Source organism: Pseudomonas sp. SWRI68, assembly GCF_014269165.1.
Lineage (GTDB): Bacteria > Pseudomonadota > Gammaproteobacteria > Pseudomonadales > Pseudomonadaceae > Aquipseudomonas > Aquipseudomonas capeferrum.
In genome coordinates this window covers 99,511-123,437 of record NZ_JABWRU010000008.1, presented here as the reverse complement: position 1 = coordinate 123,437, position 23,927 = coordinate 99,511, and the positions used below count along the sequence as shown (strand labels likewise).

Annotated in this window: 23 protein-coding genes; 11 read left to right on the top strand and 12 right to left on the bottom strand. The window is 64.1% G+C overall.

The annotated features are described in order from the left end of the window. Positions 1-28 precede the first annotated feature (28 nt). Positions 29-3,049: an FAD-binding and (Fe-S)-binding domain-containing protein gene (locus HU770_RS14190; protein WP_186657991.1), complete on the bottom strand. Its 3,021-nt coding sequence runs from the start codon at positions 3,047-3,049 to the stop codon at positions 29-31. A 151-nt stretch (positions 3,050-3,200) separates the two neighbouring features. On the opposite strand from HU770_RS14190, the gene HU770_RS14185 reads away from it, so the two are divergent. Beyond that, positions 3,201-4,085, top strand: a complete 885-nt coding sequence (locus tag HU770_RS14185; protein WP_186658002.1) for a LysR substrate-binding domain-containing protein — start codon at positions 3,201-3,203, stop codon at positions 4,083-4,085. A gap of 78 nt (positions 4,086-4,163) precedes the next feature. On the opposite strand, the gene HU770_RS14180 is transcribed toward HU770_RS14185, so the two are convergent. The 6 genes from HU770_RS14180 to HU770_RS14155 all read right to left on the bottom strand — a co-directional run bounded on the left by HU770_RS14180 (position 4,164) and on the right by HU770_RS14155 (position 10,761). Then, positions 4,164-5,585 carry an amino acid permease gene (locus HU770_RS14180; protein ID WP_186658004.1) on the bottom strand — a complete coding sequence of 474 codons (1,422 nt, stop codon included), beginning with the start codon at positions 5,583-5,585 and terminating at the stop codon, positions 4,164-4,166. Positions 5,586-6,228: 643 nt separating this feature from the next. Then, positions 6,229-7,359, bottom strand: coding sequence for a 23S rRNA pseudouridine(2605) synthase RluB (gene rluB / locus HU770_RS14175; protein ID WP_186658006.1), 1,131 nt, complete (start codon positions 7,357-7,359; stop codon positions 6,229-6,231). A gap of 275 nt (positions 7,360-7,634) precedes the next feature. Further along, positions 7,635-8,420, bottom strand: a complete 786-nt coding sequence (gene scpB, locus HU770_RS14170; protein WP_186663952.1) for an SMC-Scp complex subunit ScpB — start codon at positions 8,418-8,420, stop codon at positions 7,635-7,637. Beyond that, entirely contained in the window at positions 8,407-9,165 is a 759-nt protein-coding gene (locus HU770_RS14165) for a ScpA family protein (RefSeq protein WP_186664033.1), read from the bottom strand. The genes scpB and HU770_RS14165 overlap by 14 nt, the downstream gene beginning before the upstream one ends. 92 nt (positions 9,166-9,257) lie before the next feature. Further along, a complete protein-coding gene (locus HU770_RS14160; RefSeq protein WP_186658025.1) occupies positions 9,258-9,887 on the bottom strand; it encodes an L-threonylcarbamoyladenylate synthase in 630 nt (209 codons plus the stop codon). A gap of 13 nt (positions 9,888-9,900) precedes the next feature. Further along, on the bottom strand, positions 9,901-10,761 hold the full coding sequence (locus tag HU770_RS14155) for a PHP domain-containing protein (RefSeq protein WP_033699594.1): 861 nt from the start codon (positions 10,759-10,761) through the stop codon (positions 9,901-9,903). A gap of 67 nt (positions 10,762-10,828) precedes the next feature. Between HU770_RS14155 and HU770_RS14150 the strand changes: the two genes are divergently transcribed. The 5 genes from HU770_RS14150 to HU770_RS14130 all read left to right on the top strand — a co-directional run bounded on the left by HU770_RS14150 (position 10,829) and on the right by HU770_RS14130 (position 14,502). Next, a complete protein-coding gene (locus tag HU770_RS14150) occupies positions 10,829-11,422 on the top strand; it encodes a septation protein A (protein ID WP_033699595.1) in 594 nt (197 codons plus the stop codon). Between the two features lies 1 nt (position 11,423). Continuing rightward, positions 11,424-11,723 carry a YciI family protein gene (locus tag HU770_RS14145; RefSeq protein ID WP_033699597.1) on the top strand — a complete coding sequence of 100 codons (300 nt, stop codon included), beginning with the start codon at positions 11,424-11,426 and terminating at the stop codon, positions 11,721-11,723. 145 nt (positions 11,724-11,868) lie between these two features. Continuing rightward, a complete protein-coding gene (locus tag HU770_RS14140) occupies positions 11,869-12,546 on the top strand; it encodes a response regulator transcription factor (protein ID WP_186663950.1) in 678 nt (225 codons plus the stop codon). A 141-nt stretch (positions 12,547-12,687) separates the two neighbouring features. Then, positions 12,688-13,104: a Spy/CpxP family protein refolding chaperone gene (locus HU770_RS14135; protein ID WP_033699600.1), complete on the top strand. Its 417-nt coding sequence runs from the start codon at positions 12,688-12,690 to the stop codon at positions 13,102-13,104. Between the two features lie 60 nt (positions 13,105-13,164). Beyond that, entirely contained in the window at positions 13,165-14,502 is a 1,338-nt protein-coding gene (locus tag HU770_RS14130) for a HAMP domain-containing sensor histidine kinase (protein WP_186658030.1), read from the top strand. Between the two features lie 39 nt (positions 14,503-14,541). On the opposite strand, the gene HU770_RS14125 is transcribed toward HU770_RS14130, so the two are convergent. Then, positions 14,542-15,099, bottom strand: a complete 558-nt coding sequence (locus HU770_RS14125) for an NAD(P)H nitroreductase (protein ID WP_033699602.1) — start codon at positions 15,097-15,099, stop codon at positions 14,542-14,544. A gap of 102 nt (positions 15,100-15,201) precedes the next feature. Here HU770_RS14125 and HU770_RS14120 point away from each other — a divergent pair, with 102 nt between their 5' ends. Next, positions 15,202-16,656 carry a TrkH family potassium uptake protein gene (locus HU770_RS14120; RefSeq protein WP_033699604.1) on the top strand — a complete coding sequence of 485 codons (1,455 nt, stop codon included), beginning with the start codon at positions 15,202-15,204 and terminating at the stop codon, positions 16,654-16,656. On the opposite strand, the gene HU770_RS14115 is transcribed toward HU770_RS14120, so the two are convergent. Then, positions 16,613-17,674 carry an AraC family transcriptional regulator gene (locus tag HU770_RS14115; protein ID WP_047583458.1) on the bottom strand — a complete coding sequence of 354 codons (1,062 nt, stop codon included), beginning with the start codon at positions 17,672-17,674 and terminating at the stop codon, positions 16,613-16,615. The genes HU770_RS14120 and HU770_RS14115 overlap by 44 nt on opposite strands. A 153-nt stretch (positions 17,675-17,827) precedes the next feature. On the opposite strand from HU770_RS14115, the gene HU770_RS14110 reads away from it, so the two are divergent. Then, the gene (locus HU770_RS14110; RefSeq protein WP_033699608.1) at positions 17,828-18,139 is read left to right on the top strand and encodes a DUF962 domain-containing protein; all 312 of its coding nucleotides are present in this window, start codon (positions 17,828-17,830) and stop codon (positions 18,137-18,139) included. 40 nt (positions 18,140-18,179) lie between these two features. Here HU770_RS14110 and HU770_RS14105 read toward each other — a convergent pair whose 3' ends face one another. After that, positions 18,180-18,992, bottom strand: a complete 813-nt coding sequence (locus HU770_RS14105; RefSeq protein ID WP_186663948.1) for a UDP-2,3-diacylglucosamine diphosphatase — start codon at positions 18,990-18,992, stop codon at positions 18,180-18,182. A gap of 127 nt (positions 18,993-19,119) precedes the next feature. On the opposite strand from HU770_RS14105, the gene HU770_RS14100 reads away from it, so the two are divergent. Continuing rightward, the gene (locus HU770_RS14100) at positions 19,120-19,893 is read left to right on the top strand and encodes an AraC family transcriptional regulator (RefSeq protein ID WP_186663946.1); all 774 of its coding nucleotides are present in this window, start codon (positions 19,120-19,122) and stop codon (positions 19,891-19,893) included. A gap of 96 nt (positions 19,894-19,989) precedes the next feature. After that, on the top strand, positions 19,990-20,880 hold the full coding sequence (locus HU770_RS14095; protein WP_095063756.1) for a DMT family transporter: 891 nt from the start codon (positions 19,990-19,992) through the stop codon (positions 20,878-20,880). On the opposite strand, the gene HU770_RS14090 is transcribed toward HU770_RS14095, so the two are convergent. Then, entirely contained in the window at positions 20,881-21,162 is a 282-nt protein-coding gene (locus HU770_RS14090; RefSeq protein ID WP_156310953.1) for a SelT/SelW/SelH family protein, read from the bottom strand. It lies immediately after the preceding gene. A gap of 67 nt (positions 21,163-21,229) precedes the next feature. On the opposite strand from HU770_RS14090, the gene HU770_RS14085 reads away from it, so the two are divergent. Then, entirely contained in the window at positions 21,230-23,416 is a 2,187-nt protein-coding gene (locus HU770_RS14085; RefSeq protein ID WP_186658051.1) for a patatin-like phospholipase family protein, read from the top strand. 30 nt (positions 23,417-23,446) lie between these two features. On the opposite strand, the gene HU770_RS14080 is transcribed toward HU770_RS14085, so the two are convergent. Then, positions 23,447-23,884, bottom strand: coding sequence for a MarR family transcriptional regulator (locus HU770_RS14080; RefSeq protein WP_033699619.1), 438 nt, complete (start codon positions 23,882-23,884; stop codon positions 23,447-23,449). Positions 23,885-23,927 lie beyond the last annotated feature (43 nt).

Genomic DNA, 23,927 nt, shown 5'->3' with positions numbered 1-23,927 from the left:
GCAACACCGCGAAGAGGGCCTTACAGGTTTACCGCTGCGCGTATTGCAACACCACTTCCAGCGGATGACGCATCTGCCGCTCGGTCATGCGCTTGACCTGGCTGCGGCACGAGTAACCTGTCGCCAGCGCCTCGCCTTCCTTGTCCAGCTTGGTCGCCCAGGACTGCTCGAAGATGGTCCGTGAAGTCGCCTGGTTACGCGCTTCATGCCCGTAGGTGCCGGACATGCCGCAGCAACCGGTAGCCTCGGTCACCAGCTTCAGGCCCAGGCGCGCGAACACCTGCTCCCACTGCCGGGTACTGGCCGGTACGTTGGTTTTCTCGGTGCAGTGGGCCATCAAGCGGAAATTGCCGGGTGCGGTCGGCGCCTGCTCGGGCAGCACATCCATCAGCCACTCCTGCGGCAACAGCACGTTCGGGCAGCCTTCCAGGCCCGGCACCTTCTGGTACTCCTGGCGGTACACCAGGGTCATGGCCGGGTCCAGCCCCACCAGCGGCACGCCGCAATCGGCCAGGGCCTTGAGCTGGGTACCGTTGCGGATCGCCGCCTTGGCGAAGGCCCCCAGGAAGCCCTGCACATGCAAGGGCTTGCCGTTGGCACTGTATGGCGCCAGGAATACCCGGTGGCCCAGGCGGTGAGCCAGGTCGATGAAGGCAGCCAGCAGCGGCGTCTCGAAGTAACGGGTGAAGGCATCCTGCACCAGTACGATGCTGCGCTCACGCTGGGCCGGCGTCAGCTCGCGCAGGGCCGGCACGCTGGCCACGCCGACGCGGCAGCGGGTCAAGGTGGCCTGGAAGTTGAAACGGCTGATCAACGGGCTGTCGACCATGCCGACCTTGTCGGCCAGCAGCTTGCTGACCCACTTCGAGCCCATTACCGCGTTGTACAGCCCCGGCGCATGCGCCAGGTACGGGATGGTGAACTCCAGCGAGCCGATCAGGTAATCACGCAGCGGGCGCTGGTAGCGGCCGTGGTAGAGCTCGAGGAAACGCGAGCGGAAGTCCGGCACGTTGACCTTGATCGGGCATTGCCCCGCGCACGACTTGCACGCCAGGCAACCGGCCATGGCGTCGTAGACTTCGTGGGAGAAGTCTGCCTGCCCCTGGTCGCGCCCGCGGTTGTTGCGCAGCCGCGCCGGCAGGCCCTTGAGCCAGGACACCTTGTTGCGCGCTGCCGCCAGCACATCGATATCCGCCGCACCTTGCAGGCGCAACCATTCACGCATCAACGAGGCACGGCCCTTGGGTGAGTGCTGGCGCTCACGGGTGGCCTTCCACGACGGGCACATGGCGTCGTTGGGGTCGTAGTTGTAGCAGGCGCCGTTGCCGTTGCAGTGCACGGCGCTGCTGAAGTTCTGCCAGACGCGCTCGTCGATGGTGCGGTCGAGGTCACCGCGCAAGGTCACGCCATCGACCTTGGTCAGGCCTTCGGCGCTGTCTGGCGGTGTGCAGATTTTTCCGGGGTTGAGCTGGTTGCGTGGGTCGAATGCACCCTTGAGGCGCTGCAACGCCGGGTACAGTTCGCCAAAGTAATCGGGCACGTACTCCGAACGCAGGCCCTTGCCGTGCTCACCCCAAAGCAGCCCGCCATAGCGCTGGGTCAGCGCCGCCACGGCATCGGAAATCGGCTTGACCAGTGCGGCCTGGGCCGGGTCTTTCATGTCCAGCGCCGGGCGCACGTGCAGCACGCCGGCGTCGACGTGGCCGAACATGCCATAGGCCAGGCCATGGCCGTCGAGCAGCGCGCGGAAGTCGGCAATATAGTCGGCCAGTTGCTCTGGCGGTACTGCCGTGTCTTCGACGAATGGCTGCGGGCGCACCTCGCCCTCGACGTTGCCAAGCAGGCCCACCGAGCGTTTGCGCATGGTGTAGACGCGGGTGACGGCCTCGGCGCCCTCGGCCAGGGTGTGCCCAAGGCGCTCGACGCTGGTGTCGCTTTGCAGGTGCTGGATGAACGCCTGCACCCGCGCATTGACCTCGTCAGGCTGATCGCCACAGAACTCCACCAGGTTGATACCCAAGGTCGGGCGCTCGGGGTCGGCGGGGAAATATTCGGCGACGCTGTGCCAGACGATGTCCTTCATCGCCAGCATCAGTACCTTGGAGTCGACGGTTTCGATCGACAAGGGTTTGTGCGCCATCAAGGCATTGGCATCACGCAGGGCATCCATGAAGCTGGTGTAACGGACGTTGACCAGTACCGCGTATTTCGGGATCGGCAGCACATTGAGCTTGGCTTCGACGACGTAACCCAGCGACCCTTCGGCACCGCACAGCACGCTGTTGAGGTTGAAGCGCCCCTGCTCGTCGCGCAGGTGCGCCAGGTCGTAACCGGTCAGGCAGCGGTTGAGCTTGGGGAAGGTGCTTTCGATCAGTTCGGCCTGGGTTTCCTGGATTTCGCGGGCCACCCGATAGACTTCGCCAACCCGCCCCGGCGCGGCGCAGGCCTGGGCCAGCGCGGCGTCATCGATGGGCAGGCTGTGCAGGCGTTCGCCGCCGAGCAGTACGCTGTGCAATTCGAGCACGTGATCGCGGGTCTTGCCGTAGGTGCAGCTGCCCTGGCCGCTGGCGTCGGTGTTGATCATGCCGCCGACGGTGGCGCGGTTGGAGGTGGACAGTTCAGGCGCGAAGAATAGCCCATGGGGCTTGAGCGCGGCATTGAGCTGGTCCTTGACCACACCGGCCTGGACCCGTACCCAACGCTGTTCGACGTTGATTTCGAGGATGCTGTTCATGTGCCGCGACAGGTCGACCACGATGCCGTCGGTCAGCGACTGGCCGTTGGTGCCGGTACCGCCGCCACGCGGGGTCAGCTTGACCTGCGCAAAGCGCGCCTCTCCCATCAGCGCGGCGACCCGCGCCACGTCATCGGCGTCACGCGGGAACACCGCCGCCTGGGGCAGGCGCTGGTAAATCGAGTTGTCGGTGGCCAGCACCGTACGGGTCGCGTAATCGGCACTGATCTGGCCACGGAAGCCGCTGTTGCGCAGGGCTTCGAGGAATTCTGGGTAGTTCGCGGACGGTGCACTGGTCGGCAGCTGGGCGATCATCGAAGGATGGCCTCTTGATATGGGCTAATTCACGGAAATCCTGTCACACCGGCATGAGTCGTTTCACACCTGATGACGAATAGGCCAATGTTCCTGTACTTTCGCGCCAGGGGCAAACGGATAATCCTGCCGCTATCGATGACTTTTATGAATGAATTACCGCCACCTGACACCGTCCATGTCACTGCTGCTGGCATTCGAAGCCGCCGCGCGGCATGAAAGCTACACCCGCGCCGCCGCCGAACTGTCACTGACCCAGAGCGCCGTCAGCCGCCAGGTGCAGGCGCTGGAGCAGCAATTGGGGCTGACGCTGTTCCGCCGCGAGGGCCGCCAGGTGCAGTTGACCGACGTCGGCCGGCTGTACCAGCGCGAGCTGAGCGAGGCATTGGGCCGCATCCGCAGCGCCACGCTGCAGGCGCTGGCCTACCAGTCGGGCGTCGGCACGCTGCGCTTGGCCACCCTGCCCACCTTCGGCTCGAAATGGTTGCTGCCGCGGCTGCATGCGTTCTACAGCGCCCACCCGGGCATGTTGGTGCATATTCATTCACGGATCGAAGCGATCAACTTCGACACCAGCGAGATCGATGCGGCCATCGGGGTGGCGAGCCACGACCTGCCAGGGCTGATCTGCCACCGCCTGCATGCCGAGGAGCTGCTGGTGATCCTGCCGCCAGAGGCAGCCGCCGACCCGCATGGCTGGAGCCCCGCCCGGGTCAGCGAGGAAGTGCTGCTCAATGTCGCCAACAACCCGCATGCCTGGGGCGAGTGGTTCTCGCATCACCAGCTGCCGCATCGGGCGATGCGCCTGGGGCCGAGTTTCGAGCTGACCTCACACCTGATCCAGGCGGTGCGGGCCGGCATCGGCATTGGCCTGGTGCCGCGGATTCTGGTGCAAGAGGAGCTGGCCAAGGGCGAGCTGTTCAGCCCCGGCGCAGCATTTGCCAGCCAGCGCAGCTATTACCTGATCTACCCGCCGCGCAATGAAGCGCTGCCGTCGTTGCGGGCGTTTCGCAGCTGGTTGCTCGAGCAGATCTGAGTTTTTGACAGCTTTATTGGCAACAAAAAACCCGATGCCAATGACCTGACATCGGGTTTGCGTTATCGCCTGCAGCGCTTACTTGGCAACAGTACCGGCAGCGGTGCCATTGGCCTGTGCATCACGCTTGGGCTTGAAGATGTAGAAGATGAACATCACCAACAACCACACCGGGATCGCATACACCGAAATATTGATACCCGGAATCTGCAGCATGATGCCGAGGATCAGCACCACGAACGCCAGGCAGATGTAGTTGCCGTAGGGGTACCACAGCGCCTTGAACAGCGGCTTCTGGCCAGTGCGGTCGAGGTGCTGGCGGAATTTCAGGTGCGAGTAGCTGATCATCGCCCAGTTGATCACCAAGGTCGCCACGACCAGCGACATCAACAGCTCCAGCGCATTCTGCGGAATGAAGTAGTTGAGCAGCACTGCAATCAGGGTCACTGCAGCCGACACCAGGATCGAACGCACCGGCACACCGCGCTTGTCGACCTTCGCCAGGGCCGCCGGGGCGTCACCTTGCTCGGCCATGCCCAGCAGCATGCGGGCGTTGCAGTAGGTACCGCTGTTGTACACCGACAGCGCTGCGGTCAGGACCACGAAGTTCAGCAGGTGGGCGGCCACGTCGCTGCCCAGCAGGGAGAACACCTGAACGAACGGGCTGCTGCCGTAGCTGCCGCCAGAGGCGTCGATGCTGGCGACCAGGTTGTCCCACGGGGTCAGCGACAGCAGCACGACCAGCGCACCGATGTAGAAGATCAGGATGCGGTAGATGACCTGGTTGATGGCCTTGGGAATCACGGTCCTCGGCTTGTCGGCCTCGGCTGCGGTGAAGCCGAGCATTTCCAGGCCACCGAAGGAGAACATGATGAACGCCAACGCCATCACCAGGCCGCTGACGCCATGCGGGAAGAAGCCGCCGTGCGCCCACAGGTTGGTAACCGAAGCCTCGGGGCCACCGCTACCGCTGGTCAGCAGGTACGCACCCAGGCCGATCATGCCGACGATGGCCACGACCTTGATGATGGCGAACCAGAATTCTGCCTCGCCGAAGACTTTCACGTTCATCAGGTTGATGAAGTTGATCAGCAGGAAGAAGCCCGCCGCCGTGACCCAGGTCGGGATCTCTGGCCACCAGTAGTGGATGTACTTGCCGACCGCCGTCAGCTCCGACATGCCCACCAGGATGTACAGCACCCAACAGTTCCAGCCCGACATGAAGCCGGCGAAGCCGCCCCAGTACTTGTGGGCAAAGTGGCTGAACGAACCGGCCACCGGCTCTTCGACGATCATCTCGCCCAGCTGGCGCATGATCATGAAGGCGATGAAGCCGCAGATGGCATAGCCAAGAATCATCGACGGGCCGGCGGATTTCATCACGCCTGCCGAACCCAGGAACAGGCCGGTACCAATCGCTCCGCCGAGGGCGATCAACTGGATATGGCGGTTCTTCAGGCCCCGCTTTAGCTCGCCTGAATGCATGTTTTGTCCACTCATGAACGAAGTCACCTGCATTGTTTTTATCTGTGACGAAATCGGACCCACCGCGCTCGTGGCGCAGCGGAATGGGCAAGGTGGTTACCTTGGGTTTCTTGAACGCGGGCGCCGCCAGGGCGGGTCAGCCGGGTGTGATCAAGAGTGCGCGGTACGCAAGAGGGTCACAGGTAAAACGCGGCGCACTGTATACCCCTGCAAGCGCGCAGGCGTCAACGCGTTGCGTCATTTCCCCGGGGAAAAACGCAGCGATCCTGTGGTAAAGGCCTTGAAAGGCGAAGTGATCGGCGTACATGGCGCCTCCATTTGTTGTTTTGTCAGCACGCCTCTCTGGGCGGGCTTTTGCACACGGCAATGGCCGCTATATCAGCGTGCGGCGGGGGTTTGGGCAATAGGGGGCGCGAGCGACAGGGGTGCCTCGCCGCGCGGGGTGCGGCAAGTTATGTTTACACAGGTAGGGGAAATCTGAATTCAGGGCGTATTTTGCCTGCATCCGTATAAATTTCTTTACAGGCCGGTTTGAAAACTTGCCAGTCGTCAGAAAAATTCTTTTTGTTCAATATCTTGGCGACAGCCTAAGGTGCCGCCGCTGAATCCAAAGCAAAAAAAACCAGCCCGGAGGCTGGTTCTTATCTAGCGCTGCTGATCAACCGCGCGGCTTGCCGCGACCACGGCCTGCCGGCTTGTCGCCGTCTGGCTTGGCGGTACGCTTGCGCATCTCGCTCGGGCGCTCGGCCACCGCGCTGCCACGGTTGCCTTTACGCGCGTCGTCACGCGACTGGCGCGCAGGGCGCTCACCGGTGGTATCACGCGGTTGGCGGGCTGGGCGCTCACCCGCGCTGTCACGCGGTTGGCGTGCTGGGCGCTCGGCAGCCCCTTCGCTGGCAGGGCGCAGGTTGCGCACGCGCTCGCCACGGCCCATCGGACGGCTCGACTTGCGCTGCATGCGCTCCATCTTGTCCTTGGCCTTGAGGTTCAAGGTCGGCAGCGCAACTGGCTGCAGGCCCACTTCAGCGGCCAGGATGTCGATTTCACCCTGGGTCATTTCGCGCCAGCGGCCCATCGGCAGGTCGGAGTTGAGGAACACCGGGCCGAAGCGCACGCGCTTCAGGCGGCTGACCACCATGCCCTGCGACTCCCACAGGCGACGCACTTCACGGTTACGGCCTTCCATCACCACGCAGTGGTACCAGTGGTTGAAGCCTTCGCCGCCCGGTGCCTTCTGGATGTCGGTGAACTTGGCCGGGCCGTCTTCGAGCATCACGCCAGCCTTGAGGCGATCGAGCATCTCGTCGTCGACCTCGCCCCGCACACGTACCGCGTACTCACGGTCCATCTCGTAGGAAGGGTGCATCAGGCGGTTGGCCAACTCACCGTCGGTGGTGAACAGCAACAGGCCGGTGGTGTTGATGTCCAGGCGGCCGATGTTGATCCAGCGCCCTTCTTTCGGCCGCGGCAGGCGGTCGAACACCGTCGGGCGGCCTTCCGGGTCGTCACGGGTGCAGATCTCGCCGTCGGGCTTGTTGTACATGATCACCCGGCGGGTGGCCTCGGCGGCTTCTTCGCGCTTGATCAGCTTGCCATCGACAGCGATGGCGTCGTGCAGGTCGACGCGCTGGCCGAGGGTGGCGGCCACGCCATTGACCTTGATGCGGCCCTGGCTGATCCAGGCCTCGACGTCACGGCGCGAACCGACGCCAATGCGCGCCAGTACTTTCTGCAGCTTTTCGCCGGATGGAGGGGTAATTTCGGTATTTTGCAGGTCTTGCTCACTCATCTGGGCACCTCCCGGTGTAGGAATGAAAAAGGGGTCTTGGCGACGAACGCGCCAAAGGGCCGCGCATCATACGCGGTTCGTATCAGGAACGCACTCGAGCGTAGTGGGTTTTGCGGGGGCCGGCAGGGTTTTCTGCCCAGTGGTTTTGCGCTGTTAGTGCGGGCCTCTTCGCGGGGCAAGCCCGCTCCCACCGGTTTGTGGGCTCTGACGGTGAGCGGCCAAACCTGTAGCAGCGGGCTTGCCCCGCGAAGAGGCCCGCACTGCCAGCATAAGCCTCAGGTCTGCAACTTGCCCTCGTCGTCCAGTGAAGCCTCGGGTTCAACCACCTCCTCTTCTTCACGCAAATCATCGAAATCGGTCTTCAGCCCCTCTTCCATCGCATCCAACTCCACCAGCAGGCTGCGGAAGCTGGTCTCATCCTTCGGCACCTCGGCCTCGGCTTCGCCCTCGCCAAGGCTGGCATCGGCCAGCGCCTGCAGGTGCGCAGGTACTGGCGCGTCATCGGGGTCGAGCAACGGCTCCGGTTCCATCTCGCGCAGTTCGGCCAATGCCGGCAGCTCCTCAAGGCTCTTGAGATTGAAGTGGTCGAGAAATGCCTTGGTGGTGGCGAACATCGCCGGCCGCCCCGGCACTTCGCGATAACCCACGATGCGAATCCACTCGCGCTCCATCAAGGTCTTGATGATATTGCTGTTCACCGCCACGCCGCGCACGTCCTCGATCTCGCCACGGGTGATGGGCTGGCGGTAGGCAATCAGCGCCATGGTTTCAAGCAGCGCACGGGAATAGCGCTGCGGCCGCTCTTCCCACAGGCGCCCAACCCACGGAGCAAAGGTTTCGCGGATCTGCAGGCGATAGCCGGTGGCAACTTCCTTGAGCTCGAAGGCACGCCCGCTGCAGGACTTGCCGAGCACTTCCAGGGCCTTCTTGAACACCTTGGGCTCCGGGCGCTCGGCCTCCTCGAACAGCTCGTACAAGCGCTCCAGGGACTGCGGCTTGCCCGAAGCGAGCAAAAAAGCTTCGATCAGCGACGCCAGGTCGCGGGGTTCATTCAGGTTCATCAGGTTCTTCAACAAACTCGGCGCGAAGCCGGACGTGGATCGCGGCGAAAGGCTCATTCTGCACCAGTTCGACCAGTGATTCCTTCACCAGCTCAAGAATCGCCATGAACGTCACCACCACCCCCAACTTGCCCTCTTCTGCGCCGAACAGCTCGACGAAGGGCACGAAGGCGCCGCCCTTGAGGCGTTCGAGTACTTGGCTCATGCGCTCACGGGTAGACAGCGTTTCGCGGGTGATCTGGTGGCTTTCGAACAGGTCATTGCGGCGTATCACCTCGGCCATCGATACCAGCAGCTCCTCCAGGCTGACCTGGGGCAGCAGCTTGCGCACCTTAGCCTGCGGTGCTTCCAGGCGCGGCACGACAATGTCGCGACCCACCCGTGGCAGTGTATCGATCCCTTCTGCAGCGGCCTTGAAGCGCTCGTATTCCTGCAAGCGGCGGATCAGCTCGGCGCGCGGGTCGCCCTCTTCCTCTTCGATCTCGGCCGAGCGGGGCAGCAACATGCGCGACTTGATCTCGGCCAGCATGGCCGCCATGACCAGGTACTCGGCTGCCAGTTCCAGGCGCACGCTCTTCATCAGCTCGACATAGCCCATGTACTGGCGGGTGATCTCCGCCACCGGGATGTCGAGGATATCGATGTTCTGCTTGCGGATCAGGTACAGCAGCAGGTCCAGCGGGCCTTCGAACGCCTCGAGAATGACTTCAAGCGCATCCGGCGGGATGTACAGGTCTACCGGCATCTCGGTCAGGGCTTCGCCATAGACCAGGGCCAGTTGCAACTGTTGAGGCGACTCGGCCTCCTCGGCCGGCGCCTCGGGCGCCTCCACCTGGCTCACGCATTGACCATGAATGGCGTGGGGTCGCCACAACCTTCGCGGATCAGCTCGGGCTCGTCGCCGGACAGGTCGATGATGGTCGATGCCTTCAGATCACCGAAACCGCCGTCGATCACCAGGTCCACATGATGCTCCAGCCGCTCACGGATCTCGTAGGGGTCGGTCATCGGCTGGTCGTCGCCCGGCAGGATGAGGCTGACACTCATCAGTGGCTCGCCCAGTTCAGCCAGCAGCGCCAGGGTGATGGCGTGGTCCGGCACGCGCAGGCCGATGGTGCGGCGTTTCTCGTGCAGCAGCAGGCGCGGCACTTCACGGGTGCCGTTGAGAATGAAGGTGTACGGCCCCGGCACATGCGCCTTGAGCAGGCGGAAGGTACCGGTATCGACCTTGGCATACAGCCCCAGTTGCGACATGTCGCAGCACATCAGGGTGAAGTTGTGGGTCTTGTCCAGGCCACGCAGGCGCCGTACGCGCTCCACCGCGCCCTTGTCGCCAATCTGGCAACCCAGCGCATAGGCCGAATCGGTCGGATAGACCACCACCCCGCCCTTGCGGATGATCTCCACCGCCTGGCGGATCAGCCGCTGCTGCGGATTCTCCGGATGTATCTGGAAAAATTGGCTCACGTAGTCTTCCTGTTCATACCGCCAAAGGCTGTTCATGGCTGAATCGGCGCCACAGAGGTGGCAGGTCCTCGGGCAAAGGCCGGTAGGCACCGATTTCGCCCCAGGTGCCGGGGCCGTGGAAGTCACTGCCAGCGCTTGCCAGCAGGCCGAACTCGCGGGTGAGGATGGACATCGTGCCCACCTGCTCGGCCGGCATCATCCCGTTGACCACCTCAAGCGCCTGCCCGCCTGCCTGAATATAGTCGGCAATCAGCCGTCTGCGCTTGCTGCGGGTCAGATCGTAATGCATCGGATGCGCCAAGCTTACCCAAGCGTTGGACTGGCGCAGCGTGGCGACAGTTTCATCCAGGGTCGGCCAGTGCTGCTTGACGTCACCCAGCTTGCCGGCGCCCAGCCACTTGCGGAACGCTTCGCCGCGGTCCTTGACGTGACCGGCACGCACCAGAAACTCGGCAAAGTGCGGGCGCGCCGGGGCGTTGCCACTGTCGCCCAACGCTTGCTGCACGGCCCTGGCACCCTCAAGCGCGCCGGGCATGCCCTTGGCAGCCAGCCGTTTGTCGATTTCCTCGGCACGCAGCCAGCGGCCACGGTGCAGGGCTTCGATGGCTTCGAGCAACGGCGGTGCGTCGAGGGGGAAGTCATACCCCAGCACATGGATGGTCGCCCCACCCCACGTGCACGACAGCTCTACCCCGCTAACCCAGTGCATGCCGCGCTCGCGGCAGGCCTGGCGCGCTTCGGCCAGCCCTTCGAGGGTGTCGTGGTCGGTGAGTGCCAGCGTTTGCACCCCGTGCTCATGGGCCCGGGCGACCAGGACCGTGGGCGACAGGGCGCCATCGGAGGCCGTGCTGTGACAGTGCAGATCAACATTCATGGAGGAGCGCTTTCGCTGGAATCGATGTTTGTTATTATGCCGTCACATCCCGATTCTGGCTGCCATTGTGAAACAATTCATCGATTTCATCCCGTTGCTACTGTTCTTCATCGTCTACAAGCTCGACCCGCGGCCCCTGGAGGTTGCCGGCCACAGCTTCGAATTCGGCGGTATCTACAGCGCCACGGCCATGCTCATCGTCAGCTCCCTGGTGGTCTACGGTGCCCTGTTCCTGCGCCAGCGCAAGCTGGAAAAGGGCCAATGGCTGACCCTGATCGCCTGCCTGGTGTTCGGCGGCCTGACCCTGACCTTCCACAGCGAAACCTTCCTCAAATGGAAAGCGCCGGTGGTCAACTGGCTGTTCGCCCTGGCCTTCGCCGGCAGCCACTTCATCGGCGACCGGGTGCTGATCAAGCGCATCATGGGCCACGCCCTGACCCTGCCCGATGCCATCTGGGCCCGCCTGAACCTGGCCTGGATCTGCTTCTTCCTGGTCTGCGGTGCGGCCAACCTGTTCGTCGCCTTCACCTTCCAGGCCTTCTGGGTCGACTTCAAGGTGTTCGGCAGCCTGGGCATGACCGTGATCTTCCTGGTGGCCCAAGGTGTGTACCTGTCACGCCACCTGCACGACGACCCTACTACCTCCAAACCCAAGGATTGACATGCTCTACGCCATCATCGCCAGCGACGTCGCAAACTCCCTGGAAAAGCGCCTGGCTGCCCGCCCGGCACACATCGAGCGCCTGCAGCAGCTCAAGGCCGAAGGCCGCGTGGTGCTGGCAGGCCCACATCCGGCCATCGACAGCAACGACCCAGGTGAAGCCGGTTTCAGCGGCAGCCTGATCGTGGCCGAGTTCGACTCCCTGGCTGCGGCACAGGCCTGGGCCGATGCCGACCCGTATATTGCTGCGGGCGTGTACGACAACGTCATCGTCAAACCCTTCAAGCAAGTCCTGCCTTGACCCGACACCGCGCGGCCCTTTTCGCGGGTAAAGCCGCACCCACAGGGCCGCGCGGTACTGGCGGTTATACGCTTGCCATCAGTCTGCGGTATCTTTGCCACTGGCGGGCCGAATACTCGCCGTCAATGGTTGAATTGAGTGAGTCATGAGCGAGCTGTTACTGATTGATGATGACCAGGAGCTGTGCGAGCTGCTCGGCAGCTGGCTGACCCAGGAAGGGTTTACCGTCCGCGCCTGCCATGATGGCCTGAGCGCACGCCAGGCCCTGGCCGAACATGCCCCGGCCGCCGTGGTGCTGGATGTGATGCTCCCAGACGGCAGCGGCCTGGAACTGCTCAAGCAATTGCGCAGCGAACATGCCGACCTGCCTGTGCTGATGCTCTCGGCACGGGGCGAACCCCTGGACCGCATCCTCGGCCTTGAGCTCGGCGCCGACGATTACCTGGCCAAACCCTGCGACCCGCGCGAGCTCACGGCCCGCCTGCGCGCCGTGTTGCGCCGCAGCCACCCGGCAGCCACCACCACCCAGGTAGAGATCGGCGACCTGGCCTACAGCCCGGCACGTGGCGTGGCCAGCATCGATGGCCGCGAGATGACCCTGACCCTGTCCGAAAGCCGCATCCTCGAAGCCCTGCTGCGCCAGCCGGGTGAGCCGCTGGACAAGCAGGAACTGGCGCAGATCGGCCTGGGCCGCAAGCTGACCCTGTACGACCGCAGCCTGGACATGCACGTCAGCAACCTGCGCAAGAAGATCGGGCCGCATGCCGATGGGCGCCCGCGCATCGTTGCGCTGCGCAGCCGCGGCTATTACTACAGCCTGTGACGTGCCGGGGCCGCCTCGCAGCCCCAACACGCTCGGCAACTCATCTTTACCCAGCCTTTACCCTCCCCTGACCGCCCTTGACGGTCAGTTGCGTAGACTGTGCTCATCCGGTAACCACCGGCCTATGAAAGGAGAGACACCATGCGCAAGACCCTTATCGCCCTGATGTTCGCCGCCGCCCTGCCGACCGTGGCCATGGCCATGCCTGAAGGCGGCCCGCGTCACGACGGCCCGCATCATCGCGGTGATGCGCCTTTCGCCCAACTGGACCTGAGCCGCGACCAGCGCCAGCAGATTGGCAAGCTGATGGGCGAGCAGATGAAGCAACGCCGCGACATCACCGAGCGCTACCTGTCCAAGCTGCCGGCCGCCGACCAGAAGGCCATGAAGGACGAACTCAAGGCCAGCCGCGACAAGACCGACAGCCAGGTCCGCGGCCTGCTCAAGCCTGAGCAACAGAAGCAGTTCGACGAGCTGCAAAAAGAACGCGCCGCGAAGAAAGCCGAATGGCAAGAGTTCCAGGCCTGGAAAGCTGAAAAAGGCGGCAAGGCCCAGTAAGCTGTCCGCCCCACGCCCGGCCCGCACCCCTGCGGGCCGGGCTTTTCCCGTTTGCAGGAGGTGCACTTGCGTTCACTGTTCTGGCGCATCCTGGCCAGCTTTTGGCTGGCCATTACCCTGGTTGCGGGCCTGTCGATCCTGCTCGGCCACATGCTCAACCAGGACGCCTGGATCCTCAGCCGCCACCCGGGCCTCAACACCCTGGCCAGCCATTGGGCCAAGCACTACGAACAGGAAGGCATGGACTCGGCGCAGCACTTTCTCGAACGCCGCAAGCAACGCTTCAAGATCGACGTGCAGGTGCTCGACGACAGCGGCGACGCTGTCGTGCCCGGTACCTTCCCGCGCCGCGCCGCCGCGTTCGAGGCACGCCAGCACAATGACGAGCGGCGCCTGCCGTGGCGCCGTCTGACCGAGGAATACACCAGCCCCTACAGCGGTGAAACCTACCTGCTGATCTACCGAATCCCTCATCCCGAACTGGACGCCTGGCACCGTGAGAGCCTGCTCTGGCCGCTCAGTGCGCTGGGCATCGCCCTGGTGGTACTGACCCTGTTCAGCCTGCTGGTAACCCTGTCCATCACCCGCCCTTTGAGCCGCCTGCGCAGCGCCGTGCACGACCTCGGCCAGACCAGCTACCAGCAGAACAGCCTGGCCCGCCTGGCCGCCCGCCGCGATGAGTTCGGGGTACTGGCCAACGACTTCAACAAGATGGGCGCCCGCCTGCAGAGTACGATCGGCAGCCAGCGCCAGTTGCTGCGCGATGTGTCTCATGAACTGCGCTCACCGTTGGCACGGCTGCGCATTGCCCTGGCATTGGCCGAGCGTGCCGAGCCCGAGCAGCGCCAGGCCTTGTGGCCACGGCTGACCCGTGAATGCGACCGGCTCGAAGACCTGATCAGCGAAATCCTCGCCCTGGCCCGCGTCGATGCCGAGCAGGCCCACGCCGAGCCGGTCGACCTCAACGCCTTGCTGGGCGGCGTGCGCAAGGATGCGTTGCTCAGCGCACCGGAGCAGGAGGTGCGGCTGCAGGCGCAAGCAGGGCTGACCTTGCAGGGTTGGCCAACCCTGATCGAGCGCGCCGTGGACAACCTGCTGCGCAATGCCTTGCGCTTCAACCCGGCCGGGCAGCCGATCGAAATCAGCGCCGAGCGTGAGCAGGACCGTATCGTGTTGACAGTACGCGACCATGGCCCCGGGGTAGCGGCTGAGTACCTCGCGCAGCTGGGTGAGCCGTTCTTCCGTGCGCCGGGGCAGCAAGCAGCTGGGCATGGGCTGGGGCTGGCGATTGCGCGCAAGGCGGCGGAGCGCCATGGCGGCAGCCTGGTACTGGCGAATCATCCGCAGGGCGGGTTTGTGGCCAGGCTGGAGTTACCTGTAACGGAGGTCATGGTTTGAGATTGCCGGGGCCGCTACGCGCCCCAGCATTCTCAGCGGTTACTCACCCCAGGCACTGACGAAATCAGCAGTCTCCAGCACTGGCGCCGTACGCGGCTCGTTCACCGGCGTGCCCACATACAGGTAACCGATCAACTCCTCGCTCTCGGCCAACCCCAGCCCCTTGTGCACATGCGCGTCAAAGGCCATGTCACCGGTACGCCACACCGCGCCAACCCCCTGGGCATGCGCCGCGATCAGAATGCCATGGGCCGCACACCCCGCCGCCAGGCGCTGCTCGGACTTGGGCACCTTGAAGTGGTCCTGCAGCTTGGCGATCACCACGATCAGCAACGGCGCACGCAGCGGCATGGCGCGAGCCTTGTCCAGCGCTGCCTGGCTGGCATCACCCTTGTTCTGTACCGCTTCGGCGAACAACTCGCCGAGCTTCTCGCGGCCCTGGCCTTCGATGGTCAGAAACCGCCACGGGCGCAGCTGGCCATGGTCCGGTGCACGCAATGCGGCCTGGAATAACGCCTCGCGCTGGGCATCATTGGGCGCGGGGTCGGTCAGGCGTGGCACGGAAACACGGTTGAGCAATGCGTCGAGAGCCTCCATCGGCTACCCTCCTGGCAGGTGAATGTGCGGCCATTCTAGCGTTTACATCACCAGACCCATAGGTAGAATGGCGCCCTTCCGTTTCGAGTCAGAGCAGATCACATGGCGTTGCCGACCTTAAGGATCATTGGTTTCATCATCGGCATCTTTCTGATCACCCTGGCCGTCAGCATGGTCGTGCCCATGGCCACCCTGGTGATCTTCGAGCGCACCGGCGACATGCCGTCGTTCCTCTGGTCCAGCCTGATCACGTTCATTGCCGGCCTGCTCATGGTCGTACAGGGCCGCCCCGAGCATGTGCACCTGCGCCCGCGCGACATGTACCTGCTGACGGTCAGCAGCTGGCTGGTGGTGTGCGTGTTCGCCGCCCTGCCGTTCCTGCTGACCCAGCACATCAGCTACACCGACGCCTTCTTCGAGAGCATGTCCGGCATCACCGCCACCGGCGCCACGGTGCTCAGCGGCCTGGACAGCATGTCGCCGGGGATCTTGATGTGGCGCTCGATGCTGCACTGGCTCGGCGGCATCGGCTTCATCGCCATGGCGGTCGCGATTTTGCCGCTGCTGCGCATTGGTGGCATGCGCCTGTTCCAGACCGAGTCCTCGGACCGTTCCGAGAAGGTCATGCCCCGTTCGCACATGGTGGCCAAGTCGATCGTCGGCGTGTACGTCGGCTTCTCCGTGCTCGGCGCGCTGGCCTTCTGGTGGGCCGGCATGCGGCCGTTCGATGCCATCAACCATGCCATGTCGGCGATTTCCACCGGCGGGTTCTCGACCTCCGACCAGTCGCTGGCAAAATGGGATATCCCTGCCGTGCACTGGGTCGCGGTGGTGGTCATGATCCTCGGCAGCCTGCCCTTCACCCTGTATGTGGCGACCCTGCGCGGCAACCGTAGGGCGTTGCTCCGCGACCAGCAGGTTCAGGGGTTGCTCGGCATGTTGGTGGTCACCTGGCTGGTGCTGGGCTCCTGGTACTGGGCCACCACCAACCTGCACTGGCTGGATGCCTTGCGCCACGTGGCGCTGAACGTGACCTCGGTGGTGACCACCACCGGCTTCGCCCTGGGCGACTACAGCCTGTGGGGCAATTTCTCGCTGATGCTGTTCTTTTACCTGGGCTTCATCGGCGGCTGCTCTGGCTCGACCGCAGGCGGTATCAAGATTTTCCGCTTCCAGGTCGCCTACATCCTGCTCAAGGCCAGCCTCAACCAACTGATCCACCCGCGCGCAGTGATCAAGCAGAAGTACAACGGGCACCGCCTCGACGAAGAAATCGTGCGTTCGATCCTGACCTTCTCGTTCTTCTTCGCGATCACCATCTGCGTGATGGCGTTGCTGTTGTCGCTGCTGGGCGTGGACTGGATGACCGCACTGACCGGTGCTGCCGGCACGGTATCGGGCGTAGGCCCGGGGCTGGGCGAAGTGATCGGCCCGGCCGGCAACTATGCCACGTTGCCGGACGCCGCCAAGTGGATCCTCGCCGGCGGCATGCTACTGGGCCGCCTGGAGATCATCACGGTGCTAGTGTTGTGCATGCCGGCGTTCTGGCGTCACTGAGCCCCTCAGGCTCCGCGCCCAGACGGGCGCGGTACTCGCTGGGTGTGGCATCGAACCAGCGACGGAACGCCCGGTAGAAATTACTCGGGTCGGCAAAGCCCAACAGGTAGGCGGTTTCCAGCAAGGTCATGCCCGGCTGGGCGAGGTACTGCTCGGCCAGCTCACGCCGGGTATCGTCGAGCAAGGTCTGGAAGCTGGTACCTTCTTCTTGCAGGCGCCGCTGCAAGGTACGTTGAGACAGGTGCAGGGCCTGGGCCAGGGTTTCGCGCTTGGGCTCGCCCTGGGGCAATATGCGGCACAGCACCTGGCGGACCCTGTGGGTCACCCGGCTTTCCGAGAAGCGCGCCAGGTACTCACCGGCAAAACGGTCATGCAGCACCGCCATCGCCTCGTTGGCAGTCGGCAGCGGCGCCTCCATGTCGGCACGCTCGAACACCAGTGCATCGTGCGGTGCGTCGAACACCAGCGGTGAGTGGAACGCCACCTTGTAAGGTTCGACGTTCTTGGGCTGCGGCCCCTGAACCAGCACACGTCGTGGCTGAATGTCACGCCCGCTGAGCCAGGTGCACAACGCAAGCGCACACGCCAACGACGCTTCGGCGCTGTGCCGGGTTGGCGGCAGATGGTCGCCATGCACGGTCAGAACCAGCGAATAGCCCTCTGGGCCAAGGCGAAAGCTGAGGTCGGAACTTTCGGCAATGATGCGCTGGTACCGCACCAGCCGCTCGAAACCTTCGGCCAGGGTGCGGCTGGACATCAACGCATAACCCACCACATGGAACGACGCCGGGCGCACCACCCGCGCCATGTTCAGGCCGATGGCTTCGTTGCCCGACAGCTCTACCGCCAGTTGCCAGAGCCGGGTCATGGCGTCCTGGGGGAAACGCGCGTCGGGGTCATCGAGGGCAGCGAAGTCCAGCCCTAGCTGCTTGAACATGGCCGGGCAGTCGAGCCCTTCCAGCTCGAGTGCCTTGACGATCCCTGATGCCCAGCTGGCTGACGTGGTTCTTTCACTCATGACAGGCTTCTTATGCTGACCGCTCCTGCGGTGAACCCCAAGGATACTCAATTGGCGCCTATTGTCACTGGTAGGCCCCGCCAATGACTCTAGACTCGATTCAGGCTCCACGCCGTGCATCTTATCCACAAGTATTAATCCCGGAGCACTGCCATGACCCGCACAGCGCAGTTTCGCAGTTTTGCCGAGTTCTACCCCTACTACCTGGGCGAGCACAGCAACCCCACGTGCCGCCGCCTGCACTTTGTCGGGACGAGCCTGGTAATTGCCCTGCTGGCGTACACCATCGGCAGCGGCAAATGGTTGCTGCTGCTGGCCGTGCCGCTGTTCGGCTATGGGTTTGCCTGGGTCGGGCATTTTTTTTTCGAGAAGAACCGGCCGGCGACGTTCACCTACCCGTTCTATAGCCTGATGGGTGATTTCGCCATGTTCCGCGATATTCTGCTGGGCAAGATCAGCCTGTAAATCGCCGGGGCCGCATCGCGCGCCCCATGCCCCTCAAGCCTCACGCCGATTCGCGCACCGTCGCCACCTTCTGCGCGCTCTGCGCCTGCACATCCGCCAGCCGATACAATTCGATGCTGCCATCCCAGTGCTCGATCAACGCCGTGCACGACTCCACCCAATCCCCGCAATTGAGGTACTCGACCTCCCCCACCTTGCGCATTTCGGCATGATGAATATGCCCGCAAACCACCCCATGAAAGCCTCTGCGGGTGCACTCATGGGCAATGGCAGCCTCGAAGTCACTGATGAAGTTCACCGCGCCCTTGACCTTGTGCTTGAGGTAGGCCGACAACGACCAGTAGCCATAGCCGTAACGGGCACGCCAATGGTTGAGCCAACGGTTGAGCACCAGGGTGGACTCATACGCGCGGTCCCCCAGAAACGCCAGCCAGCGGTGGTAGCGGGTAATCACATCGAACTGGTCGCCATGGATCACCAGCAGGCGTCGGCCATCGGCAGTCAGGTGCTCGGCCTCGTCCACCAACTGGATATTGCCCAGCATCAGCTTGGAATAGCGGCGCAGGAATTCGTCATGGTTGCCGGTGACATAAATCACCTCGGTGCCCCGCTTGCTCATGGTCAACAGGCGTCGGATCACGTTGGTGTGGGCCTGCGGCCAATAGATGCCACCGCGCAGCTTCCAGCCATCGATGATATCGCCCACCAGGTAGATGCGGTCGGCCTGGTAGCCCTTGAGAAACCGCGACAGATGCTCGGCCTGGCAGTCACGGGTGCCCAGATGTACATCGGATATCCATAAGGTGCGCACGCGCTGCTTGCGCGAAGGACGGGAGAGTTCGGCATGGGTCATGGGCGGGCTCCGGCGCAGTTTGCTGGAGCCTGGCAGGTGCAGATGACAGTGCAGTGGCAAAACGGTTACCGGTGATGGCCTGCCGTGAATGAGGCACAATGCGCACCTGCCCTGCGAGGACGCCCCCATGACCACCGGCCCGATTCTCTCGCTGCGCCGTTACCGGAACAGCCTGATTACCCACAGCCACGAACATCCGCAACTGGTGTTCGGCTTGGCTGGACGCTTGCACTTCGAGGTCCAGGGCCACGGGGCACGGGTTGATCGCCAGGGCCTGATGGTGGTGCCGGCAGGCGCACATCACACCTGCGCCAGCGATGCTGGCAGCGATTGCCTGGTGCTGGATGTGCCCGGCGAGCACTGGTTGCGTGAACAGCTGGGCGAGCATGCCGATGCCAGCCGTCGCCTGCTCGATCGCCCCGCTGCCTTGGGCCTGGATAGCCGCCAGCAGCAGCTGGTCGACTGGCTGGCGACCAGCCCCATCGACGACCCGCTGATTGCCCGGCAAGGCGCGGCGCTGCTGTTGGCCAGCCTCAACCCCGCAGCAGCCGCAAGCATCCGGCCCAGCCAGCGCCTGCCTTATGCCGCCTTCGATGCGCATATCGAGCAACATGTCGCCCACCCCTTGCAGGTGGCCGACCTGGCGCGCCTGGCCGGCCTGTCCACTGCGCGGCTGCATGCGCGCTTCATCGCCGAATGCGCGATGACGCCGATGGACTACATTCGCAAGCGGCGCCTGCTTAAGGCGCGGCAGCTGGTGGAGCGGACCTTGCTGCCGTTGGGCGAGATTGCGGCGCAGGTGGGGTACAGCTCGCAGAGTGCGTTTTCGGCGGCGATGCTACGGGCGTTTGGCTGTACACCGCTAGCCTTGCGGCGAGCGTCTGGCGACAACGGACGCTAGGTGCGCGACAGATCCTATTGGCCTGAGGACTTACACTGTGCCTGCACTGGCCCTTTCGCGGGGCAGTGCTGACCTGCTCTTGCTCAAGGACCCACCATGAACCACCGCACTGCCCTAGGCGCCCTGCACATCGGCGCGCTGTTTTTCGGCCTCACCGGGGTGTTTGGCAAACTGGCCGCCAGCGCCAGCCCGGCGATCATCGTCTTCGGCCGCGCGGCCTTCGCCGTCATCGCCCTGGCGCTGTTCGCCCAGTTCGCCCGCAAAGGCTGGCACCGGCTGACGGGCCCGGATGTGCGCCGCTTGCTGCTAGGCGGGGTACTGCTGGCGGGTCACTGGGTCAGCTTCTTCATTGCCGTCAAGGTCGGCGGTGTAGCCATCGCCACCCTGGGCTTTACCAGCTTCCCGGCCTTTACCGTGATCCTTGAAGGGGTGCTGTTCCGCGAACGCATCCGCCGCAACGAAGCCGTGCTGGTCGTGCTGGTGTGCATCGGCCTGGTGCTGGTCACCCCGGCATTCGACCTGGCCAGCCAGGCCACCGGGGGCCTGCTTTGGGCAATGCTGTCGGGGCTGCTGTTCTCGCTGCTGTCGCTGACCAACCGCGCCGGCTCCGGGCGCTTGCCAGCAGTGCAGGCAGCGCTGTGGCAGAACCTGGTGGTCAGCCTCTGCCTGTTGCCGTTCGCAGCGTCGGGGCTGGCGGCGGTGACGCCGATGGACTGGGTGTGGATCGCCCTGCTCGGCATCTTCTGCACCGGCGTGGCCCACAGCTTGTTCGTCGCCAGCCTGGCCGTGATCAAGGCGCGTACCGCCGCCGTGGTGTTCGGTATGGAGCCGGTGTATGGCATCGCCGTGGCCTGGGCGGTGTTCGCCGAGACCCCTACTGTGCGCATGCTGCTGGGGGGCGCGCTGATCATTTTCGCCATCGTGCTGTCCAGCCGCCTGGCTGCCGAACAACCCGCCAAGCCCCGGCCTTTGGCAGAGGGTACGTAATCAGCGGTCGTTGTGGCCCAGGTCGCGCTGCGGGTCGATCTGGTCGCGTACCCGCTGCTTGAGCACCTTGGCCTCCGGGAACCCACCGTCGGCCTTGCGCTCCCAGATCTGCACGCCATTGCAGGTGATGCGGAAGATGCCACCGGTGCCAGGCTCCAGCGCCACCCGGCCGAGGTCGTCGGCAAAGGTACTGAGCAGCTCCTGGGCCAACCAGGCGGCGCGCAGCAACCACTGGCACTGGGTGCAATAAATGATGACGATTTCCGGCTTGCTGATGGCCATGGTGAAGCATCTCCAGGTAAGGGGCCGCTTATACTAGCGGTCTTTCGCCCACGGTTTGAGACTCACGATGCGCCGTTTGCTGTTCTGTTTGTTGTCGATATTCGTTGCTATTACGGCACATGCCGCCGAACAGGCTCGGCCCAAGGTCGGCTTGGTGCTGTCTGGCGGCGCGGCCCGTGGCCTGGCCCATATCGGCGTGCTCAAGGCCCTGGAGGAACAGGGCGTGCGCATCGACGCCATCGCCGGCACCAGCATGGGCGCGGTGATCGGCGGGCTGTACGCCTCCGGCTACAGTGTCGAAGAACTGGAAAAGCTGGCCACCACCCTGGATTGGCAGCAGGCGCTGTCCGACGCGCCCCCGCGCAAGGACATCCCCTTCCGGCGCAAGCAGGACGACCGCGACTTTCTGGTCAAGCAGAAGCTGAGCTTTCGCGACGACGGCAGCCTGGGCCTGCCCCTGGGCGTGATTCAGGGCCAGAACCTGTCGCTGCTGCTTGAAAGCAAACTGGCCCACACCGCCGACACCCGCGACTTCGACAAGCTGCCGATCCCTTTCCGTGCGGTAGCTACCGACATCGCCAGTGGCGAAAAGGTGGTGTTCCGCCGCGGCCACCTGCCCCAGGTGATCCGCGCCAGCATGTCGATCCCTGCCGTGTTCGCCCCGGTCGAGCTGGATGGCCGGCTGTTGGTGGATGGCGGCATGGTCGACAACATTCCGCTGGACGTGGCCCGCGACATGGGGGTGGACCTGGCCATCGTGGTCGACATCGGCACGCCACTGCGTGACCGCAAGCAACTGGCCACGGTGGTCGATGTGCTGAACCAGTCGATCACCCTGATGACCCGGCGCAACTCCGAAGAGCAGCTGGCCAGCCTGCACCGTGATGACATCCTGGTGCAGCCACCGCTGGCCGCGTTTGGCGTGACCGACTTCGGCCGGGCCCGCGAAATGATCGAAGCCGGCTACCGTGCCACGCGCCTGCTCGACCCGCGTCTGGCGGCGTTGCGCCAGCCCGAAGGTGACAGCAGCCTGGCCATTGCCCGCTCGCCGCACCAACGCACCCCGGTGATTACCGCCATCAGGGTAGAGAACGACTCCAAGGTCAGCGACGACGTGATCCGCTCCTATATCCGCCAGCCGATCAATGCGCCGCTGGAGCTGGACCGCCTGCAGACCGACATGGGCACGCTGTATGGCCTGGACTACTTTGACCGGGTGCAATACCGTGTGGTGCACAAGGGCGCCGACAACACGCTGGTGATCAATGCCCGTGGCAGACGCGGCGGCACCGACTACCTGCGCCTGGGGCTTAACCTCTCGGACGACCTGCGCGGCGACAGTGCCTTCAACCTCGGCGCCAGCTACCGGGTCAACGGCATCAACAGCCTGGGCGCCGAATGGCTGACCCGCGCGCAGATCGGCGACCAACAGGAGCTCTACAGCGAGTTCTACCAACCGCTGGACGTAGGCTCGCGCTTCTTCATTGCCCCCTACCTGGACGTGGGCTCGCGCAACATCGAGGCGACCCTGGACAACGACCCGGTCGCCGAGTACCGCCTGGAGCGCTACGGTTTCGGCCTGAATGTGGGCCGGCAGATCGGCACCTACGGCGAGGTGCGACTGGGTGCGGGCAAGGCCTGGGGCGAAGCCGAAGTGCGCATCGGCGACCAGGACCTGCCCAAGGTCAGCTTCAATGAAGGCTTCTACGAGCTTAAGTACTCGTTCGACACCCTCGACAACGTGTACTTCCCGCACAGTGGCGAAGACATCGGCCTGACCTTGCGCAAGTACGACAAATCGCTCGATTCCGACCAGGACTATCGCCAGTGGCTGTTCAGCCTGGACAAGGCCATCAGCAGTGGCCCGAACACCTGGGTGCTGGGCGGGCGCTACGGGCGCACACTGGATGAAACGGAGGTGGTGACGTCGAGCTTCGTGATGGGCGGCGCACGGGAGCTGTCAGGGTTCCGCCAGGACTCGGTGTCGGGGCAAAACGTCAGCTTGCTGCGCATGGTCTACTACCGCCGCCTGACCCCGCGGGCCTACGTGCCACTGGACTTCCCGCTGTATATCGGCGGGTCGCTGGAGCGTGGCCGGGCGTGGAACAACGACAACGAATTTGACAGCGGCTATATCAATGCAGCGAGCATCTTCCTGGGGATGGAGACGCCGCTGGGGCCGCTGAACCTGAGCTACGGGGCCAACAGCGCACATGAGCAGGCGGTGTATCTGAACCTGGGGCATACGTTCTGAAACGAGGGGCCGCTGTGCGGCCCACAAAAATCAGGGCTTTTCGAGGTTGCCGAGGATTTTCGCATGCACGCGCATGCACACCTCCAGGTCCGCTTCATCCACGCCGGTGAACAGCTCAAGCCGCAATGCATTGGCAATGGTCTCGATCTGTTCGATCAGCGGCTTGGCCGGTGGGCATAGCAGGATTTTCTTCGCCCGCCGGTCTTCAAGCACCGCTTGGCGCCGCACCAGGCCCTGCGCCTCTAGGCTGTCGAGCAAGCGTGCCAAGGTCGGGCCTTCGACCCCAACGCTCTGGGCCAATTCACGCTGAGTGGGGGCCTCCTCGAAACGGGCCAGGTGCAGCAACACCAGCCAGCGCGCCTGGGACAGGTTGAGCCCGGCCAGGCGGCGATCCAGCTCGGCACGCCAACCCCGGGACATCTGGGCCAGCTGCATGCCGAAGCGGTGTTGGTTGTCGGTCAGGGGCATAAGCAACTCATTGGATAGATCTAATTATTAGGCAGCTAACCAT

What these genes read in the sequence shown, in the direction of transcription:
- HU770_RS14190 (WP_186657991.1), bottom strand. Translation starts at nt 3,049, where the DNA reads ATGATCGCCCAGCTGCCGACCAGTGCACCGTCCGCGAACTACCCAGAA.
- HU770_RS14185 (WP_186658002.1), top strand. Translation starts at nt 3,201, where the DNA reads ATGAATTACCGCCACCTGACACCGTCCATGTCACTGCTGCTGGCATTC.
- HU770_RS14180 (WP_186658004.1), bottom strand. Translation starts at nt 5,585, where the DNA reads ATGAGTGGACAAAACATGCATTCAGGCGAGCTAAAGCGGGGCCTGAAG.
- rluB (WP_186658006.1), bottom strand. Translation starts at nt 7,359, where the DNA reads ATGAGTGAGCAAGACCTGCAAAATACCGAAATTACCCCTCCATCCGGC.
- scpB (WP_186663952.1), bottom strand. Translation starts at nt 8,420, where the DNA reads ATGAACCTGAATGAACCCCGCGACCTGGCGTCGCTGATCGAAGCTTTT.
- HU770_RS14165 (WP_186664033.1), bottom strand. Translation starts at nt 9,165, where the DNA reads ATGCCGGTAGACCTGTACATCCCGCCGGATGCGCTTGAAGTCATTCTC.
- HU770_RS14155 (WP_033699594.1), bottom strand. Translation starts at nt 10,761, where the DNA reads ATGAATGTTGATCTGCACTGTCACAGCACGGCCTCCGATGGCGCCCTG.
- HU770_RS14145 (WP_033699597.1), top strand. Translation starts at nt 11,424, where the DNA reads ATGCTCTACGCCATCATCGCCAGCGACGTCGCAAACTCCCTGGAAAAG.
- HU770_RS14140 (WP_186663950.1), top strand. Translation starts at nt 11,869, where the DNA reads ATGAGCGAGCTGTTACTGATTGATGATGACCAGGAGCTGTGCGAGCTG.
- HU770_RS14135 (WP_033699600.1), top strand. Translation starts at nt 12,688, where the DNA reads ATGCGCAAGACCCTTATCGCCCTGATGTTCGCCGCCGCCCTGCCGACC.
- HU770_RS14125 (WP_033699602.1), bottom strand. Translation starts at nt 15,099, where the DNA reads ATGGAGGCTCTCGACGCATTGCTCAACCGTGTTTCCGTGCCACGCCTG.
- HU770_RS14120 (WP_033699604.1), top strand. Translation starts at nt 15,202, where the DNA reads ATGGCGTTGCCGACCTTAAGGATCATTGGTTTCATCATCGGCATCTTT.
- HU770_RS14115 (WP_047583458.1), bottom strand. Translation starts at nt 17,674, where the DNA reads ATGAGTGAAAGAACCACGTCAGCCAGCTGGGCATCAGGGATCGTCAAG.
- HU770_RS14110 (WP_033699608.1), top strand. Translation starts at nt 17,828, where the DNA reads ATGACCCGCACAGCGCAGTTTCGCAGTTTTGCCGAGTTCTACCCCTAC.
- HU770_RS14105 (WP_186663948.1), bottom strand. Translation starts at nt 18,992, where the DNA reads ATGACCCATGCCGAACTCTCCCGTCCTTCGCGCAAGCAGCGCGTGCGC.
- HU770_RS14100 (WP_186663946.1), top strand. Translation starts at nt 19,120, where the DNA reads ATGACCACCGGCCCGATTCTCTCGCTGCGCCGTTACCGGAACAGCCTG.
- HU770_RS14095 (WP_095063756.1), top strand. Translation starts at nt 19,990, where the DNA reads ATGAACCACCGCACTGCCCTAGGCGCCCTGCACATCGGCGCGCTGTTT.
- HU770_RS14090 (WP_156310953.1), bottom strand. Translation starts at nt 21,162, where the DNA reads ATGGCCATCAGCAAGCCGGAAATCGTCATCATTTATTGCACCCAGTGC.
- HU770_RS14085 (WP_186658051.1), top strand. Translation starts at nt 21,230, where the DNA reads ATGCGCCGTTTGCTGTTCTGTTTGTTGTCGATATTCGTTGCTATTACG.
- HU770_RS14080 (WP_033699619.1), bottom strand. Translation starts at nt 23,884, where the DNA reads ATGCCCCTGACCGACAACCAACACCGCTTCGGCATGCAGCTGGCCCAG.